Annotated in this window: 16 protein-coding genes, 1 other RNA gene and 1 riboswitch; of the genes, 9 read left to right on the forward strand and 8 right to left on the reverse strand. The window is 62.3% G+C overall.

What is annotated here, in order from left to right:
- Nucleotides 1-32: 32 nt before the first annotated feature.
- The 6 genes from ftsE (at nucleotide 33) to ACIQLI_RS10455 (ending at nucleotide 5366) form a co-directional block, all read left to right on the forward strand.
- Nucleotides 33-797, forward strand: coding sequence for a cell division ATP-binding protein FtsE (gene ftsE, locus ACIQLI_RS10430; RefSeq protein WP_354228243.1), 765 nt, complete (start codon nucleotides 33-35; stop codon nucleotides 795-797).
- Nucleotides 794-1708, forward strand: coding sequence for a permease-like cell division protein FtsX (gene ftsX, locus ACIQLI_RS10435; protein WP_354228245.1), 915 nt, complete (start codon nucleotides 794-796; stop codon nucleotides 1706-1708). Before ftsE ends, ftsX begins: the two co-directional genes overlap by 4 nt.
- Before the next feature lie 55 nt (nucleotides 1709-1763).
- Nucleotides 1764-3179, forward strand: coding sequence for a peptidoglycan DD-metalloendopeptidase family protein (locus ACIQLI_RS10440; protein WP_400387870.1), 1416 nt, complete (start codon nucleotides 1764-1766; stop codon nucleotides 3177-3179).
- 77 nt (nucleotides 3180-3256) lie between these two features.
- Nucleotides 3257-3727 carry an SsrA-binding protein SmpB gene (gene smpB, locus ACIQLI_RS10445; protein WP_017198498.1) on the forward strand — a complete coding sequence of 157 codons (471 nt, stop codon included), beginning with the start codon at nucleotides 3257-3259 and terminating at the stop codon, nucleotides 3725-3727.
- 112 nt (nucleotides 3728-3839) lie between these two features.
- Nucleotides 3840-4208: a transfer-messenger RNA gene (gene ssrA, locus ACIQLI_RS10450) on the forward strand.
- Nucleotides 4209-4382: 174 nt separating this feature from the next.
- On the forward strand, nucleotides 4383-5366 hold the full coding sequence (locus ACIQLI_RS10455) for a S1C family serine protease (protein WP_400387874.1): 984 nt from the start codon (nucleotides 4383-4385) through the stop codon (nucleotides 5364-5366).
- A 7-nt stretch (nucleotides 5367-5373) separates the two neighbouring features.
- On the opposite strand, the gene ACIQLI_RS10460 is transcribed toward ACIQLI_RS10455, so the two are convergent.
- Nucleotides 5374-5703 (reverse strand): hypothetical protein, encoded by a 330-nt coding sequence (locus ACIQLI_RS10460; RefSeq protein WP_051420657.1) that lies wholly within the window; start codon nucleotides 5701-5703, stop codon nucleotides 5374-5376.
- 82 nt (nucleotides 5704-5785) lie between these two features.
- On the opposite strand from ACIQLI_RS10460, the gene ACIQLI_RS10465 reads away from it, so the two are divergent.
- Nucleotides 5786-7234, forward strand: a complete 1449-nt coding sequence (locus tag ACIQLI_RS10465; protein WP_400387877.1) for an MFS transporter — start codon at nucleotides 5786-5788, stop codon at nucleotides 7232-7234.
- 18 nt (nucleotides 7235-7252) lie between these two features.
- On the opposite strand, the gene ACIQLI_RS10470 is transcribed toward ACIQLI_RS10465, so the two are convergent.
- From ACIQLI_RS10470 to ACIQLI_RS10500, 7 genes are all read right to left on the reverse strand, one after another.
- Entirely contained in the window at nucleotides 7253-7966 is a 714-nt protein-coding gene (locus tag ACIQLI_RS10470; protein WP_400387880.1) for a metal-dependent transcriptional regulator, read from the reverse strand.
- 9 nt (nucleotides 7967-7975) lie between these two features.
- A complete protein-coding gene (locus ACIQLI_RS10475; RefSeq protein WP_400388194.1) occupies nucleotides 7976-8800 on the reverse strand; it encodes a class I SAM-dependent methyltransferase in 825 nt (274 codons plus the stop codon).
- A gap of 73 nt (nucleotides 8801-8873) precedes the next feature.
- Nucleotides 8874-10283: an aminotransferase class V-fold PLP-dependent enzyme gene (locus tag ACIQLI_RS10480; RefSeq protein ID WP_400387883.1), complete on the reverse strand. Its 1410-nt coding sequence runs from the start codon at nucleotides 10281-10283 to the stop codon at nucleotides 8874-8876.
- Nucleotides 10284-10315: 32 nt separating this feature from the next.
- A riboswitch (SAM riboswitch) is annotated at nucleotides 10316-10429 on the reverse strand.
- 185 nt (nucleotides 10430-10614) lie between these two features.
- A complete protein-coding gene (hisN, locus tag ACIQLI_RS10485; RefSeq protein WP_089595575.1) occupies nucleotides 10615-11427 on the reverse strand; it encodes a histidinol-phosphatase in 813 nt (270 codons plus the stop codon).
- Between the two features lie 54 nt (nucleotides 11428-11481).
- Nucleotides 11482-12597 carry a ribosome small subunit-dependent GTPase A gene (locus ACIQLI_RS10490; protein ID WP_400387886.1) on the reverse strand — a complete coding sequence of 372 codons (1116 nt, stop codon included), beginning with the start codon at nucleotides 12595-12597 and terminating at the stop codon, nucleotides 11482-11484.
- A gap of 2 nt (nucleotides 12598-12599) precedes the next feature.
- Nucleotides 12600-13970 carry a 3-phosphoshikimate 1-carboxyvinyltransferase gene (gene aroA, locus ACIQLI_RS10495; protein WP_400387889.1) on the reverse strand — a complete coding sequence of 457 codons (1371 nt, stop codon included), beginning with the start codon at nucleotides 13968-13970 and terminating at the stop codon, nucleotides 12600-12602.
- Nucleotides 13971-13976: 6 nt separating this feature from the next.
- A complete protein-coding gene (locus ACIQLI_RS10500; RefSeq protein WP_354228263.1) occupies nucleotides 13977-14492 on the reverse strand; it encodes a DoxX family membrane protein in 516 nt (171 codons plus the stop codon).
- A 180-nt stretch (nucleotides 14493-14672) separates the two neighbouring features.
- Here ACIQLI_RS10500 and ACIQLI_RS10505 point away from each other — a divergent pair, with 180 nt between their 5' ends.
- Nucleotides 14673-15467: a sigma-70 family RNA polymerase sigma factor gene (locus ACIQLI_RS10505; RefSeq protein ID WP_400387893.1), complete on the forward strand. Its 795-nt coding sequence runs from the start codon at nucleotides 14673-14675 to the stop codon at nucleotides 15465-15467.
- Complete coding sequence (gene rsrA / locus ACIQLI_RS10510) at nucleotides 15464-15724, forward strand: mycothiol system anti-sigma-R factor (protein WP_089595572.1); 261 nt, start codon at nucleotides 15464-15466, stop codon at nucleotides 15722-15724. The genes ACIQLI_RS10505 and rsrA overlap by 4 nt, the downstream gene beginning before the upstream one ends.
- Nucleotides 15725-15795: the final 71 nt, after the last annotated feature.

Below are 15795 nucleotides of genomic sequence, written 5' to 3' on the forward strand. Positions count from 1 at the left end.
CTATGTCATGTCCGGCGGGGTTCTAAAGGGCCATGATCAGATTTGAGAATGTCACCAAGGTCTACGAGCAGAATGCCCGACCGGCGCTCGACTCTGTCAGCCTTGAGATCAACCGCGGCGAATTCACCTTCCTCGTAGGTGCGTCGGGCTCAGGCAAGTCCACCTTTCTTCGCTTGATCCTGAAGGAAGATAAAGCCTCGTCCGGGTCTGTGTATGTTGCCGGGCAGAACGTTGCCAACATTTCGAGCTGGCGTGTACCCAAGCTTCGTCGCGGCATCGGCGTGGTGTTCCAGGACTTCCGCCTGCTCCCGCAGAAGAACGTCTTCGCCAACGTTGCCTTCGCGATGCAAGTGATCGGCAAGAGCCGCTCAATCATCCGCGAAACAGTTCCTGAGGTCCTGAAGACCGTGGGCCTGGAGGGCAAGGAACGCCGAATGCCCCACGAACTTTCAGGTGGCGAGCAGCAACGCGTGGCCATCGCCCGCGCTGTCGTAAACCGTCCCGGCATCCTGCTGGCGGACGAACCGACCGGAAACCTGGACCCCATCACCTCGATGGGAATCATGGGAGTCCTGGACAAGATCAACCAGAACGGCACCACAGTAGTCATGGCAACCCACGACGACGACATCGTCAATGAAATGCGCCGACGCGTGGTGGAGCTCAAGAACGGCAAGGTCATTCGAGACGAAGCCAAGGCGCTCTACACCTCGATGATTCCGGTGGTTGGCGAATCGCGCCGCCTGCGGGATGCCAGCGGCGAGGAACTCAACCGTGCACAGGGGGTGCAGCTGTGAGGCTCCTGTTCATCCTGGGGGAAATCGGCAGCGGCTTGCGCCGGAACCTTTCCATGGTCATTTCAGTGGTCCTGGTAACGTTCGTTTCCTTGACGTTCGTAGGTGCCGCCGGAATGCTGCAGATGCAGATCAACCAGATGAAGGGCTACTGGTACGACAAAGTCCAGGTGGCCGTCTTCCTCTGCAACGACGGTTCGACGGCGGTGGGCTGCGCTTCGGGTCCGGCCACCCAGGAGCAGCAGGAGAACCTGCAGGCAATGCTTGAGTCCCCGGCGGTCAAGCAATACATCAACGACTTCCAGTTCGAATCCCAGGCTGAGGCCTACACGCACTTCAAGGAACAGTTCTCCAACTCGCCGATCGTGGATTCGGTGTCCGAGGACCAACTGCCGGCCTCCTTCCGGATCAACATGAAGAACCCGGAGAAGTACCAGATCATCAGCGAGACGTTCTCCTCCCAGCCGGGAGTCGAGACCGTCAGCGACCAACGGCAGGTCCTGGAGCGCATCTTCTCCTGGATGAACGGAGCATCGGTTGCTGCGATGGGTGTAGCCGTGGTCATGATCTTCTGCGCCGTGCTGCTCATTACCACCACCATCCGGCTTTCTGCCTTCAGCCGACGCCGGGAAACGGGCATCATGCGGCTCGTCGGAGCGTCCAAAACAGTGATCCAACTGCCGTTCATCCTGGAGGGTGTTATCGCTGCCGTTGTGGGGGCCGTGCTTGCTTCGGTCACTCTCTGGTTGATGGCGCACTTCTGGCTTAATGGTGATTTGTCGCAACAGTTCCTCAACACCCCCTTTATTTCCTCCACCCAGGTGCTGGTGATAGCGCCCGTGCTGATTGCCTTGGGTGCGGGTCTGGCCGGGATATCCTCGCTCTTGACCCTCCGGCGATATCTGAAGGTCTAGCGATGACCGCCCAGGCCCGATCACCCTTCATGCTGACAATCGAAAAGGACTCCTGATGACCGCGTTGGACCCGATCTCCCTGCGCCGGCGCTTTGCGTCGGGCAATGCTCGGATCATGGGTGCCGTGCTTGCTGTGGGTCTGGCTGTCAGCCTCCTGTCGGGCGCTCCCGCTGCCCAGGCCGACAACCTTGAAGACCAGCAAGCCGCACTTGAAGCTGAAGCCGCCAGGGTTCAGGCATCCCTGGAGTTTGTTGATGCCAATATCGCCAAAGCTGCCGGCGACCTGGTGATCTACCAAGGCCGCCTTCCCGGTGCCCAGCAGGCGCTGCTTGAGGCGCAGGGCCGGGTGGCGAGTGCGGTCAAGGAAGTTGAAGCTTTGGCGGCAAGGGTTGAACTTGCCCAGCAAAACAAGGCCAAGATCACCGAGCAGTTGGAAAGTGATAAGCAGAAGATCACCGACACCAAGAAACTGATCGGTCAGATCGCTTCCCAGGCATACAAGTCCGGTGGAGTTCCCACCAACATCGCCCTTCTCTTCGGGTCCAGTGAGTCCGGCAACCTGACCGAGTCCATGGACTTGGCTGACCAGGCCATGCGCAGCCAGAACGCCGCCATGACCAAGCTGACCCAGCAGAACGCTACCAACGTGAACTCCCAAGCAAGGCTGGTAGCCGTTGAGGAAGAGATCCAGGACCTCAAAGCGAAAGCAGACGCTGCGCTTAACCGGGAGAAATCGGCAAGGGACGAGGCTGCAAACAAGAAAGCCGAAGTCGACAAGCTCATTGAAGACACTACGCGCCTGAATGGGCAGCTTCAGGCCGCTAAACCGGGTATCGAAGCCAATCTGGCCCGGGTCAAGGCTGAGCAGAACACCGTGGCCGCTGAAATCGTGGAGCGCGACCGGAAACTCAGGGAAGCCTGGGAAGCGGAGCAGCGCCGCCTTGCTGAAGAGGCTGCCGCAGCCGCCGCGGCCGCAGCCGCGGCCCAAGGTCGGCCGGCCCCACCGGAGCAGCCGTATGTTCCGCCGGCAGCAGGTTCACCGTCCGCCTTCGGATTGCGTCACCCCTTTGCCAGCTATGTTCCCATCACCTCCGGATTCGGCTGGCGCGCAACGCCCCCAGGGACCATCGACTTCTACGGTACGGGCGGCTACATGCACACCGGCATCGACTTTGGCGCGGCATGTGGCACTCCGGTCTACGCGGCGGCTGCAGGGGAGGTCTTCAACTCAGGTTGGAACTCAGCCGACGGCGGTGGATGGCGTGTGAAACTGTCCCATGGCGTAGTCCAGGGCAATTCGCTGACCACCATCTACTACCACAACAGCAGCATTGTGGTGGCGAACGGCCAACGCGTCTCGGCCGGCCAACTCATCGCGTACTCGGGAAGCACCGGTAACTCGACCGGTTGCCACGCCCACTTCGAAACGTGGTTGAACGGTTCCGCTGTGGATCCCATGAACCTTCTCTAGTGTGTGGGGCAGTGCTCGGGAGGCCCCCGGCACTGGCGTACACTAGTTGAAATCCGCATCTAACAAGGAGTTCTACCGTGCCCAAGGAAAGTGGCCGTAAGGTAGTGGCCACCAATCGGAAGGCCCGGCATAACTACCATGTCCTGGACACCTATGAGGCAGGCATCGCCCTCATGGGAACAGAAGTGAAGTCCCTCCGTGAGGGCCATGCCTCCATGGTGGACGGCTTCTGCACCTTCTATAACGACGAATTGTGGATGGAAGGTATCCACATCCCTGAGTATCACCAAGGGAGCTGGACCAACCATGCCGCGCGCCGGCGTCGTAAGCTCTTGCTTCATCGCGACGAACTGGACAAAATCTCGCAGAAGATCCGCGAGTCCGGCTTCACCGTGGTGCCGCTCCAGTTGTACTTCCTGGATGGCCGCGCCAAAGTTGAAATCGCCATTGCCCGGGGCAAGAAGGATTACGACAAGCGCCAAACGCTGCGTGAGCAGCAGGACAAGCGTGAATCGCTGCGTGAGTTGCGGGAACGCAACCGCCGGTAGCGCCACGCCCGCCTGGCCCGTGGAATGTTCCACCGGGTGAATGCGTTATGATGAGTAGTCCGAAGGGAATTCGACATGGTCGATGTTCCACTCGGGTTTGGTAACAAAATACGGGGATGATCGGTTTCGACGATGTTAGTCGCGACAGGTGAAGCGGGCCGAGGATGCAGAATTATCTCGTAAACGCTGTCTGCAAACCAATAAGTGCCGAATCTAAGCGCACTGACTTCGCTCTCGCTGCCTAAGCAGTAAGACAGTCCGTCAGCCCGGGGTTGCTATCGCCCCGGTTCCTGGCGTCATTTAGATAGCCACTGCTGTTTGCCTTCGTCATTGAGGTAAACGGGACTCTAAGATGACTGGGCCCGGATCAGCCACCTGTTCGCAGGATGGCTGGGGCCGAGAAAATCCGACGCGAACTGCGCCCGGAGAAGCCCTGACAAAACGACATCGGACGGGGGTTCAATTCCCCCCATCTCCACCCACCGGAAAGCCCTCGGATCCCTGTGATCCGAGGGCTTTCCCATGCCCGGACGCGGAACGGCAGGCGACCTCCACGTTCACCCACGGCGTACTGTCCGCAGGACTACCAGCCAAGGATTAACGGTTGAAGTGGATAAGCGCCGAATCACGGCGGAGCGGTGGCAGGAGGCACGTGATGAGCACTGAGCCGGACTTCGAACTGCTGGACCCTGACGACGACGAGCATGCCTTGGACGCGTACTCGAAGACCGTGGTCCGGGTTGCGGAATCTGTGACACCGCACGTTGCCGCCATCGAGATGACCAGCACCGACCGAAGGGGTCGGATCCGCAGCGGCAGTGGCTCAGCCGTGGTCTTCACCGGTGATGGATACATGCTGACGAACGCCCACGTAGTGGCAGGCATCCGGTCCGGGCGGGCTGTGTTCGCCGATGGCAGGCAGACGGACGTGGAGTTGGTGGGCGCAGATCCTCTATCCGACCTCGCTGTGGTCCGTGGCGTGAAGTCCACGCCGCCCCCGGCAGTGCTGGGCAATGCCGAAACCCTGAAAGTGGGGCAATTGGTGATCGCCGTGGGGAACCCGCTGGGACTGGCCGGTTCGGTGACTGCGGGCGTAGTCAGTGGGTTGGGCAGGTCCATTCCCGTCAGGGCGGGCGAACACCGGCGGGTGATCGAGGATGTCATCCAAACGGACGCTGCGCTGAATCCCGGAAATTCCGGCGGTGCGTTGGCCGATACCCGCGGACGCATTGTGGGCATCAACACCGCGGTAGCGGGGCTCGGCCTGGGATTGGCTGTTCCCATCAACCCCACAACCCAGCGCATTATCGCGTCCCTGCTGAGGGATGGCCGGGTGCATCGAGCGTACTTGGGCTTGGTGAGCACGCCAATACCGCTTGACGCCAGTGCCGTTGTACGGACGGGGCAGAAGGAAGGCCTGAGGGTGGTAGAGGTGATTCCCCGGTCGCCAGCGGAGCTGTCCGGGCTTCAGCCGGGGGACATCGTGCTCCGCGCGCAGGGGCGGGCGGTGTCCAGTGCCGAGAGCCTGCAGAAGTTATTGTTCGAAGAAGCCATTGGCCGACCCTTCCCTTTGACCGTGCTGAGGGAAGGGAAACCAGTACAGATTCTTGCGGTGCCCTCGGAGATGGTTCAGCCGTGAACGACGGCTAGGCCTTGCTCTCCGGAACATCGACGACGCCCACGAAGCGGCTGCCAACCCCCTCGTATTCGCTGCGTACTTCCCCGAGGAAGAGTTTGGGAAGGTCACTGTTCCGGTGGGTTCCGCAGTAGACGAAGGAAAAGTCCGGCCACCACTTTTTGGGCCGAATGGCTTCGGAATAGCCGCACACAGCACAGGTCAGATGCACCCAGACGGGGCGCTTGCCGGTACGGTTGGCGCGTGACTGCACCAACCAAGCCGGGGGATTGTCCTGCATGTCGCGGAGTTCGGCTTCGGAAAGCCTGGACGGAATACCGTGGCGCTGGGCCATTTCCATCGAAATATCAAGGGCCAATGCGGCATCACGTCTGCTGATCACCACTCAACGATACGGGACTTCACAGGCGTAGGCTGTGCTCATGACTGACGCTGCCGCGCTTCTGCCGCGTACTCCGCTCCAGAAACGCGTGCTGGTGGTGGCCATCGTGGCGTCGTTCATCGCCATCCTCGATGGTTTTGTGGTTAATCTCGCACTGCCTGCCATCGGGAGGGAGCTCGGTGGCGGCCTGGTCATCCAACAATGGGTAGTGGACGCGTACCTGTTGACCTTGGGTGCGTTGATCCTGGTGGCGGGCTCGTTGTCTGACCATTTCGGCAGGGCGCGAATCCTGGAATGGGGCCTGGCAGGTTTCGCCGTGACCTCGGTCTTGTGCGGGCTGGCGTGGTCCGGCGAAGTCCTGGTGGTGTCGCGGGCACTGCAGGGTATTGCCGGGGCCCTCCTGGTCCCAAGTTCGCTGGCCATGATCATTACCTCGTTTTCCGGTCCGGCCCAATCCAAAGCCATCGGCCAGTGGTCCGGTTGGACCAGCGCTGCGGCCATCGTTGGTCCGCTGATTGGCGGCATGGCTGTGGACCTGCTCTCCTGGCGTGTCATCTTCTTCATCAATGTCATTCCCGCCGTTGCCATTTGGCCCATATTGGCAGGCCTGCGGGCCTCCGATGCCGCGCGGGACAAGAGCAAACGCATCGACTACCCCGGAGCCGTCCTGGCCATGGTGGGCCTCGGTGGTCCCGTGTTCGCGTTTATCGAACAGGGCCGCATGGGCTGGGGGAGTGTGCAGGTGTGGTTGCCCCTGGTGGCCGGCATCGCAGCTATGGTGCTTTTCCTGATCCATGAGGCCAGGACTGCCGAGCCCATGCTGCCACTCAGGCTCTTCGCGATCCGCAACTTTGGGTGGGGCAACCTGGCAACGCTGGCCATCTACGGTGGAATTTCCCTGGGGTTCTTCGTTTTGGGAATCTATCTTCAGCAAGTTGGGGGCATGGCGGCCACCATGGCGGGCATTGCCTTGCTGCCTGGCACCGTCATCCTCATGTTGTGTGCCTCGTATTTTGGTGGCCTTGCAGGGAAGTACGGGCCCCGATGGTTCATGACCCTGGGCCCGCTGCTGTGCGGTGTGGGCTTCCTGATGTCGTTGTCGGTCCAGGAGCCGTTGAATTATTGGACACAGGTGCTGCCGGGCCAGATTGTCTTCGGACTCGGACTCGCAATTCTCGTGGCACCCCTGACGGCCGCCATTCTTGGTGCTGTCCCGCCCGAGGAGGCGGGGATCGGTTCAGCGGTGAACAACGCCGTTGCCCGGATCGCCGGCCTGATCACCATTGCCTTCGCGGGGCTGATTGTGGGACCGGTCTTCAGCCGCGAAGGTTTGTACAACGCCCTGTTGGTCACAGCGGCACTGTTCCTGACTGGGGCAGCAGCTTCCGCCGTCGGGATAAGGAATCCGCCCAAGGGAGCGGCGATTGCCGCTGACAGCCAACCGGATGCAGCGTCCGACGACGGCGGGCCGGCCGTGCAGCCCGGCTGAGCTCCCGCCGGGGGTGGGTCAGCGGGCGGGAAGGACGCAGCCTTCGTGGGTCTCAGCGCTCTGGACCCAGAGTGCGGACGTGACTTCGTCGGCGAGATCGAACTCGCGGCCTGTGGCGCCGCTTCCAATCCGCACCACCAGTGCTCCGCCGAACGGTTTACGTCCAACCACTTCCACCGGGGCGTCGAGGGTGATCTCTTCCGCTGCCAGATACCTGAGGAGATCGGGGTTCTCGTCGCTGATCCTGGTGATACGGCCGGAGTGGCCTTGGTCCAGTTCGATCATGCGGTAGGCGTGCGGCAGTTCAACTGTGCCATCCGCCGAGGGAATCGGATCGCCGTGCGGGTCCCTGACCGGGTGGCCGAGTTTGTCGGACATTCGCTCGATGAAGGTGTCTGACACCGCATGTTCCAACATCTCAGCTTCATCGTGGACCTCATCCCAGCTATACCCGAGTTCTTCCACCAGATAGGTCTCAATGAGACGATGCCGGCGCACCATGGCCAGTGCAAGGCGCATACCAGCCGGGGTCAAGCGAATGGCGCTGTAGGGCTGGTGGTCCACCAGTCCCTGGTCCTTGAGCTTTCGTACCATTTCAGACACGGAGGAATTAGCCACACCCAGGCGCTGGGCAAGCTGGGAGGACGTTATCGGCTTGTCTTGCCACTCTGTGTACGAGTAGATGACCTTGACGTAGTCCTCAATCGAGGAGGAGGGCGTACTGGTCTTCACACCCCAAGCCTACCGTGGCTGTGCAGCGCGCATCTTGACCGCCCGCCACATCTGCGTCACGTAGGGCAGCGGAACGGTCTCTCCCGGTGCGTGCCCCAGGTGCTCGTAGAGGTACCACTCCAGGTTGCCCATGACCTTCGCCCTGGTGGCGTCGTTGGCGCGGAGATAGTAGCTCCGCGACTTGGTCAGCTCCATGATGTCTTCGGGCGTCAAGGCGTCCGACCACCGGTTGAAGTGGCTTTCCAAACCGGAAAATTCCGGGCCTACCAGTGGACGGAACCCTGGCTTGTGGACGTCGCCGGCATGCATGATGCGCGAGAGCCGATGAACCCAGGGCACGTCGGTATCCAGCTGGTTCCAGACCAGTCCCAAGGTTCCTTGCGGCCGCAGGATGCGGGCTATCTCGGTGCTCGCTGCCAGTGGATCGCACCAATGCCAGGCCTGGGCAACACTGACGACGTCGAATGCTGAGTCCGTCAGTCCAGTTGCTTCAGCCGTTCCCTGCAGCGCGATGACGTGCGGGTGCGACTTGCGCAGTTGCTCCAGCATGTCGGCGGAAGGGTCGACGGCGGCAACGTCCAGTCCGCGCTCCACGAGGAGGGCCGTGAACTTGCCAGTCCCCGCTCCGAGATCCGCAGCAGCCGTGGCCCCTTGGGGAACAAGCCACTCCACGGAGTCCAAGGGATAGCCCGGCCGAACGCGATCGTAGTGCTCTCCACCGTCCTGAAAGCTCTGGCCGAACTCATTCCGCCGGTCGGCGTGGAGCTTGGGACCTCGTGGTCCGGCAGGTCCGGGAACGCCCGGCTGTCCGCTGGAGGCGGCCGGAGAAGGCAATGCCACCAAAAACTCCTTCACAGGGTCGCCAAAAGATACCCTACGAATTTACCGCAGCCGAGGTAGAGAGCGCTTAGTCAACAGTGCAGGGAGCAGCACCTGCAGTGCCGGGTGTATTGGGAGCCCACTCCGGGTAGGTCCGGTGGTCGTTGGCAGGCACCCAGCGGCCCTCATCCACCACGTAGTCCCAACCCAACCCGTTGCGCTTAAGCCCTTCGATGCCTGCGAGCAGCCTCGTGGCGTCCTCCAACCGGGAGCCCACGCCAAAGCTGGCACGCAAGGAGCCGGAGGGAAGTCCGAGTCGCTTGAGCAGTGGGTGGGCGCAGAAGCGTCCATCACGGAGGCCAACTCCGTGCTCGGCGGCCAGATAGGCGGCCACCAATCCGGCGTCGAATCCTTCCACGGAGAAGTTGACCACACCGATGGTGTCGTCGGAGTCAGTGAAGATCTGGTGCACAGTCACGCCATCAATGGCCTCCAAGCCGTCCACCAAGTAGGTGCGGATGGCGGCTTCGTGGGCGTGCCACGCGTCCTGGTCCAGCCCGGCGAGGACCTGCGTGGCGCGGGCGAGGGTTGCGGCACCCAGGACATTGGGGGACCCGCCTTCGTGGCGGGCAGGGCCCGTTGCCCAGCTCACCGAGTCCAGGCGGGCTTCACGGACTGCGCCGCCACCAGCCAGGTGGGGGGTCCCGGCGTCGAGCCAGTCGGGGCGGCCCACTACAACGCCTGAGCCGAAGGGGGCATACAGCTTGTGACCGGAGAACACCACGTAGTCAACGTCGGACTCCGCGATGTTGATCCGGCGGTGGGGTGCCAACTGGGCGGCATCCACAACGATCCTGGCGCCGTATTCGTGTGCGAGTGCAGCGAGTTCGGCGATCGGCAGGATTTCACCTGTCACATTGGAGGCGCCGGTGACGGCGAGCAGGCTGACCCCGCCTTGGGCCAATTCGTCACGAAGCTTGTCCACCGTGGCGGTCAACGTGGAGGCCGCCACGACACTGCGGTGCGGGACACCCTGCCAGGGAAGAAGGTTGGCGTGGTGTTCGATGTCCAGATACAGGACTTCCCCGGAGAAACGGCCGTCGATCTGCGGAAGGCAACCGGCCAGGAGATTCAGGGAGTCTGTGGTGTTTCGCGTAAAAATCACGGAATCGTCAGGACGCCCACCGACGAACTCACGGACAATGTTGCGCGAGTTCTCGTAGACCGACGTGCTGATCTGGGACGCAAAGCCCGCACCGCGGTGAACGCTGGCGTAGTAAGGCAGGACCTCGTTGAGGTAGGCCGAGACGATGGTCAGGGCCGGAGCCGATGCACCGTAGTCCAGATTGGCATAGCGGACGTGGCCGCCCTGGATCAGCGGTGCCTGCAGCTCAGCGCCCGTGACGGCGGCGAGTGGCCGTGTTGCTTCAGCTGCCTGTGACGGCGCTTCACCCGCGAAAGACGGAATGATGTTTGAGTCGAACGTGACTGTGCTCATGGGACCTCACTCAAGAGGGACCCCCATAGGGGGATCCGCGCTTGCCGCATCCGTTCCGGACCGGCCGGGTCGTCACCCGGGGCACCCCGCCGCGAATGGAGGGTTGCCGGCCAGCAAACCGGGGTTTAGCGCTGGCACTCGTGACCTGTAAAAAAGGTTAGGGCACCTCCAGCGGCCCCTCCAAAGTCACTTCGCTTTGTTAAGCGCTTTGTTACGCGGGGTTGAAAATTGCCCGTTTGGCGAAGAAAAAACGGCGGACGCCTCCAAAAGGAGGCGTCCGCCGTCGAATATTCGCTGAAAAGCAGCTTCTGGGCCCTGAGGCAGACCTGCGCTACAGCAGGTCGTCCAGGCCTGGGTTGAGCCGTTTGAGGACTTCTGAGTGAAGGATGGAGTTGGTTGCCAGCGCGTTACCGCCGAACGGACCGTCGTCGCCTTCCAGGGAAGTGAAGCGGCCGCCGGCCTCCGTGACGATCGGGACGAGGGCTGCCATGTCGTACAGGTTCAGCTCAGGCTCGCACGCGATGTCCACTGCGCCCTCGGCCACCAGGCAGTATGACCAGAAATCGCCGTAGGCCCGGGTGCGCCACACATCCTCGGTGAGCCCCAGGAACTCGTCCAGGTTCCCGCGTTCCTTCCACCCGGACAGGCTCGAGTAGGACAAGGAGGCATCGGACAAGCGGGAAACGTTGGAGACCTTCAAACGGGTGGCCGCAGCAAGGGACCGGCCCATGTAGGCACCCATGTCCTTGGCAGCCCACCAGCGTTTTCCCAAGGCGGGTGCACTGACGACACCCACCACGGGTTCACCCTCATCAACCAAGGCAATCAAAGTTGCCCACACCGGTACGCCCCGGACGAAGTTCTTGGTCCCATCGATGGGATCAATGATCCAACGGCGTGAGCCGTGTCCGCTGCTGCCAAACTCCTCGCCCAGGACAGCATCCCGGGGGCGGGACCGGGAGAGCTGACCCCGGATGGCTTCCTCCGCTGCTTTGTCGGCGTCGGTGACAGGTGTGAGGTCTGGCTTGGTTTCGATCTTCAGGTCCAGGGCTTTGAAGCGGTCCATGGTCTGGGCATCGACAGAATCAGCGAGGACGTGGGCAAGGCGCAGGTCATCGTTGTAGGTGGAAACGGGATGGGTCATGCCACCAAACTATCCTGAAACGTTCGCTGCAGCGGGGACGTGAAGCCGCAACGATCAGTTGACGGTGCCCAGTTCCTTGGTCTCTTTTGCTTCCAACCGGGGATCGGCACCGAGCAACCGGCGCAATGAGGCCAACCGCGCTGCTCCTGAAGGTCCTGCATGGCCGTCGTTCACCCACGGATCCAGTCCGCAGTTGATGGCCGTGGCGTCGTGCTTGCAGCCCCGCTCACAGGCTTCCGTTCCGGGCTCAAGATCCGGGAAGGAGTGCAGAATCCGGTCCGGGTCCACATGGGCGAGGCCAAAGGACCGGATGCCCGGGGTATCGATGATCCAGCTGCCGGCCGGGGCATCGGCGAGTTTCAGGGCCAAAGCGGAGGAGGACGTGTGCCGTCCACGGCCTGTCACAGCGTTAACGCCGCCGGTGGCCCTCTCCGCCCCTGTCAGGGCATTGACCATGGTGGACTTGCCCACGCCCGAGTGGCCGAGCATCACAGTGACCTTGCCGCCGAGGTGGGAGCGCAGCTGGGCTACGGCGTCCCGGTCCAACCGTGCGGACAGGCCATCATCGGAGCGGGCGTCGATGCCGCCTGCTTCTGAGTCCGCTGTGCGGCTGATGATCACGGGGAAATCCAGGCTGAGGTAGTTGGCAAGCAATTCCGCCGGATCCTTGACGTCCGCCTTGGTGATGAGCAGCAACGGCTCAATGCCGGCGTCGTAAGCTGCCACCAAGGCGCGGTCGATGAATCCGGTGCGTGGTTCAGGGTTGGCCGCTGCAACAACAATGACCAACTGATGGGCGTTGGCCACTACCACGCGTTCGATGGGGTCGGTGTCGTCCGCGCTGCGTCGCAGGAGGGTTCGTCGTTCTTCCACCCGGACCAGCCGTGCCAGGGTGTCCGGAGAGCCGGAGACGTCCCCCACCAAAGCGACGAAGTCCCCGGGTACTACCGGGTTGCGCCGGAGTTCGCGGGCCCGCGCTGCGATGACGACGCGTGCGTTCGCGGAATCCTCGTCCACAATCGCCCTGTACCGTCCGCGGTCAACGGTGATGATCCGGCCGATAACGGCGTCGTCGTGGCTGGGCCTGTCCTTGGTCCGCGGCCTGGAACCTTTTTTGTTGGGGCGGATCCGGACGTCGGATTCATCCCAGGAGCGTGCATCACGGCCCATGGTCAGTTTTTTACCCCATCCGTGCTGGAGATGGTCCCCACCATTCGGGCCCACATTTCCGGGAACTCCGGCATGGTCTTGGAGGTGGTGGCGATGTCTTCCACCTCGACGCCTTCCACGGCGAGGCCCAGAATGGCGCCGGCAGTGGCCATGCGGTGGTCGGCGTAGCTGTGGACCACACCGGCGTGCAGTGCCGCGGGGCGGATGACGAGGCCATCGGCGGTCTCTTCGGCGTCACCGCCCAGGGAGTTGATTTCGGCAACGAGTGCTGCGAGCCGGTCTGTTTCGTGGCCTCGCAGATGGGCGATCCCCGTCAGCCGCGAGGGGCCGTCAGCCAGAGCACACAAGGCGGCAACGGTGGGTGCGAGTTCGCTGGTTTCGTCGAAGTCGGCGCCCTTGATGACCGGTCCGCCGGTCACAGTGAGGGTCCCGTTTTCCACGGTGACGCTGGCTCCCATGGTGGCCAGGATGGTCCGCCACATATCGCCAACCTGAGTGGTGCCGGCCGGCCAATTGGTGACTCGTACAGTGCCCTGCGTTGCCAGTGCCGCAGCCAGGAAAGGGCCAGCGTTGGAAAGGTCCTGCTCGATCCTCTGGTCAAAGGCATGGATGGGTCCAGGGGAGACCCGCCAGTGGTTTGGTACGGAGTCGTCCACGTTGACGCCCACGCTGCGGAGGACCTCCACGGTCATGGTGATGTGGTCCAGGCTGGGTACGGGCTTGCCGACGTGCTCCAAGTGGAGACCATCGGTGAAACGGGCACCGACCAGCAGCAGGGCGGACACAAACTGCGACGACGCGCTGGCATCGATCACTAAGTGGCCGCCACGGACTTCGCCGGTGCCGTTCACCGTGAAGGGAAGAGCCGACGGCGTCCTGCCGCCTTCGGCTGCCACGGGGACGCCGAGGGCGGTCAACGCCTCGATGATGGTGCCCATGGGCCTGTTGCGGGCGTGCGGATCGCCGTCGAAGACGGTAGTTCCCTTGCGCAAGGCCGCCAGCGGAGGAACGAACCGCATGACAGTGCCGGCGAGGCCGCAGTCAATGGCTGTCCCGGTACTTGGGGCGGCCGGATCCATCGGGGTGATCTCGAGGTCAGGGCCGTAGTCGCCGTCGCCAGGAACCTCCGTGACCGTGGCACCCAACTGCCGCAAAGCCTGGATCATCAAAGCGGAATCACGGGAATGCAGCGGAGCCCGCAGCCGTGAGGGACCATCCGCCAAAGCCGCCAACACCAGGAACCGGTTGGTCAGCGACTTTGAACCAGGTACCGTCACCGTGGCGTCCACGGGCCCTTTGGCGTAGGGCGCCGGCCAGAGAGGCAGCGGAGCGGCTTTGGTTGATCCGGTGTTTGCGGCGGTGGTACCCGTCATGCTTCCTTATGCTCCAACTGCGTTGTCAACGGCCTTGCGTACTGCTTTGTCTGCCCGCTTGATGTGCTTGCCCGTCACCTTTTTGGCGTCGGCAGCCAAGTGCTCCGCGCGCCAGGCAATGCTCGGGCGTCCCTCGGTATCAACCGAGGCAAGAAGGACCCCGCCCGTCAGGGAAATGTTCTTCAGCAACTGGGCCTTGCGTGCGCTCCGGCCTTCCTTGGTGCTGATATCCGCTGAACGCCATTCGACGTAGGAGTTCAACGCCGACGTCACAGCCAGCACCGTTGCGGCAAAACGGGTGAGCTTACCAAGCCCGAGCAAGGCGCCGGCACCTAACTGGGCGCCTCCAAGGACGCGCGCAAGGGTCTTCTCATCGGCTTTGAAAGGCAGGGATTCCGAGGCCCGTCGAAGGACGGGCGAAAGCTGCTTGGCGGTATCGTCTGCATTCCTGAGCTTGTCAAGACCTGCGACGACGAAGCTGGACGCGAGCATGGGCCGCGCGAGAAAACGGATAACAGACATGTCTTGCCTCCTGGATGGCTTGCCACACTATGTCAATGGTGTTGTGTTCGAGGGGTGCAGTCTGCTCTAGTCTTGCACCTTTGCGGAATAATTACCCAGCGGCGGCCGTTGTGAACTAGTGGTGCGGTGGAGACCGGACTGCGGCACGGTGTTGCCGCCTTGGTGAACGGAGTTGATTTTTTGACTTTGGTTAAGGACCGTGTGGTTCTACCGGAGCGCGGGTACGGCTCACAGCCGGATTCCCCGCAGCTGACAGTAGACTTGGCAACGATGAGCACCACGGAACCGGCCGCAGCGGCCATGTACCAGGCGGCCGGCGCGGAAGACGCAGTGGCCGCACCCGACGTCGATGTAGCTTCGGAGACTCCCGAGGAGCGGCGCGCGCGGTTCGAGCGCGACGCCATACAATACGTGGACCAACTGTATTCGGCAGCCATGAGGATGGCGCGAAACCCTTCGGATGCGGAGGACCTGGTCCAGGAGGCCTATACCAAGGCCTTTTCGGCTTTCCACCAGTACAAGCCGGGGACCAACCTCAAAGCGTGGCTGTACCGCATCCTGACCAACACCTATATCAACCTCTACCGGAAGCGGCAGCGTGAGCCGCTGCAGTCCAACTCGGACACGATCGAGGACTGGCAGTTGGCCAAGGCAGAGTCGCACACTTCTGCGGGGTTGAGGTCCGCGGAAACCGAGGCGCTGGACCACTTGCCGGACTCCGACGTCAAAAACGCCTTGCAATCCATCCCGGAGGAATTCCGGCTGGCTGTCTACTTCGCGGACGTCGAGGGCTACGCGTACAAGCAGATATCTGAAATCATGAACACTCCCATCGGCACGGTCATGTCACGGTTGCACCGCGGCAGGAAGATGCTGCGGGACATGCTGGCGGACTACGCCACCGAACGGGGCTTCAGGGCCCATACCGAAGACCAGGCCGCGGCCGGAAGCAACAATCAGGAGAAAGAGAAATGAGCGACTGCCAGGGATTGGGCGATTGCGACGATACGCGAATGCAGCGGATCTACGAGTACCTCGACGGCGCGTTGACCCGCGAGGACCTCAGCGAGATCAAGCAGCACCTGGACACCTGCGAGGAGTGCTCCGAGCAGTATGACCTCGAGTGCCTCATCCGTACCATGGTCAAGCGGTCGTGCACCGAGTCAGCACCGGAGAACCTTAAGAACTCGATTCTGGACAGGATCCACTCCATCAAGCCGGTAGAAGCCTGATCCCAGCGGACACAAACGCCGGCGGAGACAAACGCCAAGGGCCCCGGAAACCTCATGGTTTCCGGGGCCCT

Source organism: Paenarthrobacter sp. NPDC091669, from assembly GCF_044756725.1.
GTDB classification, from domain to species: Bacteria; Actinomycetota; Actinomycetes; order Actinomycetales; family Micrococcaceae; genus Arthrobacter; species Arthrobacter bambusae_C.

Excerpts from the sequence above, each read along its gene's own strand:
- ftsE (WP_354228243.1), top strand. The coding sequence starts at position 33 with ATGATCAGATTTGAGAATGTCACCAAGGTCTACGAGCAGAATGCCCGA.
- ACIQLI_RS10440 (WP_400387870.1), top strand. The coding sequence starts at position 1,764 with ATGACCGCGTTGGACCCGATCTCCCTGCGCCGGCGCTTTGCGTCGGGC.
- ACIQLI_RS10455 (WP_400387874.1), top strand. The coding sequence starts at position 4,383 with ATGAGCACTGAGCCGGACTTCGAACTGCTGGACCCTGACGACGACGAG.
- ACIQLI_RS10460 (WP_051420657.1), bottom strand. The coding sequence starts at position 5,703 with ATGGAAATGGCCCAGCGCCACGGTATTCCGTCCAGGCTTTCCGAAGCC.
- ACIQLI_RS10465 (WP_400387877.1), top strand. The coding sequence starts at position 5,786 with ATGACTGACGCTGCCGCGCTTCTGCCGCGTACTCCGCTCCAGAAACGC.
- ACIQLI_RS10480 (WP_400387883.1), bottom strand. The coding sequence starts at position 10,283 with ATGAGCACAGTCACGTTCGACTCAAACATCATTCCGTCTTTCGCGGGT.
- hisN (WP_089595575.1), bottom strand. The coding sequence starts at position 11,427 with ATGACCCATCCCGTTTCCACCTACAACGATGACCTGCGCCTTGCCCAC.
- ACIQLI_RS10490 (WP_400387886.1), bottom strand. The coding sequence starts at position 12,597 with ATGGGCCGTGATGCACGCTCCTGGGATGAATCCGACGTCCGGATCCGC.
- aroA (WP_400387889.1), bottom strand. The coding sequence starts at position 13,970 with ATGACGGGTACCACCGCCGCAAACACCGGATCAACCAAAGCCGCTCCG.
- ACIQLI_RS10500 (WP_354228263.1), bottom strand. The coding sequence starts at position 14,492 with ATGTCTGTTATCCGTTTTCTCGCGCGGCCCATGCTCGCGTCCAGCTTC.
- rsrA (WP_089595572.1), top strand. The coding sequence starts at position 15,464 with ATGAGCGACTGCCAGGGATTGGGCGATTGCGACGATACGCGAATGCAG.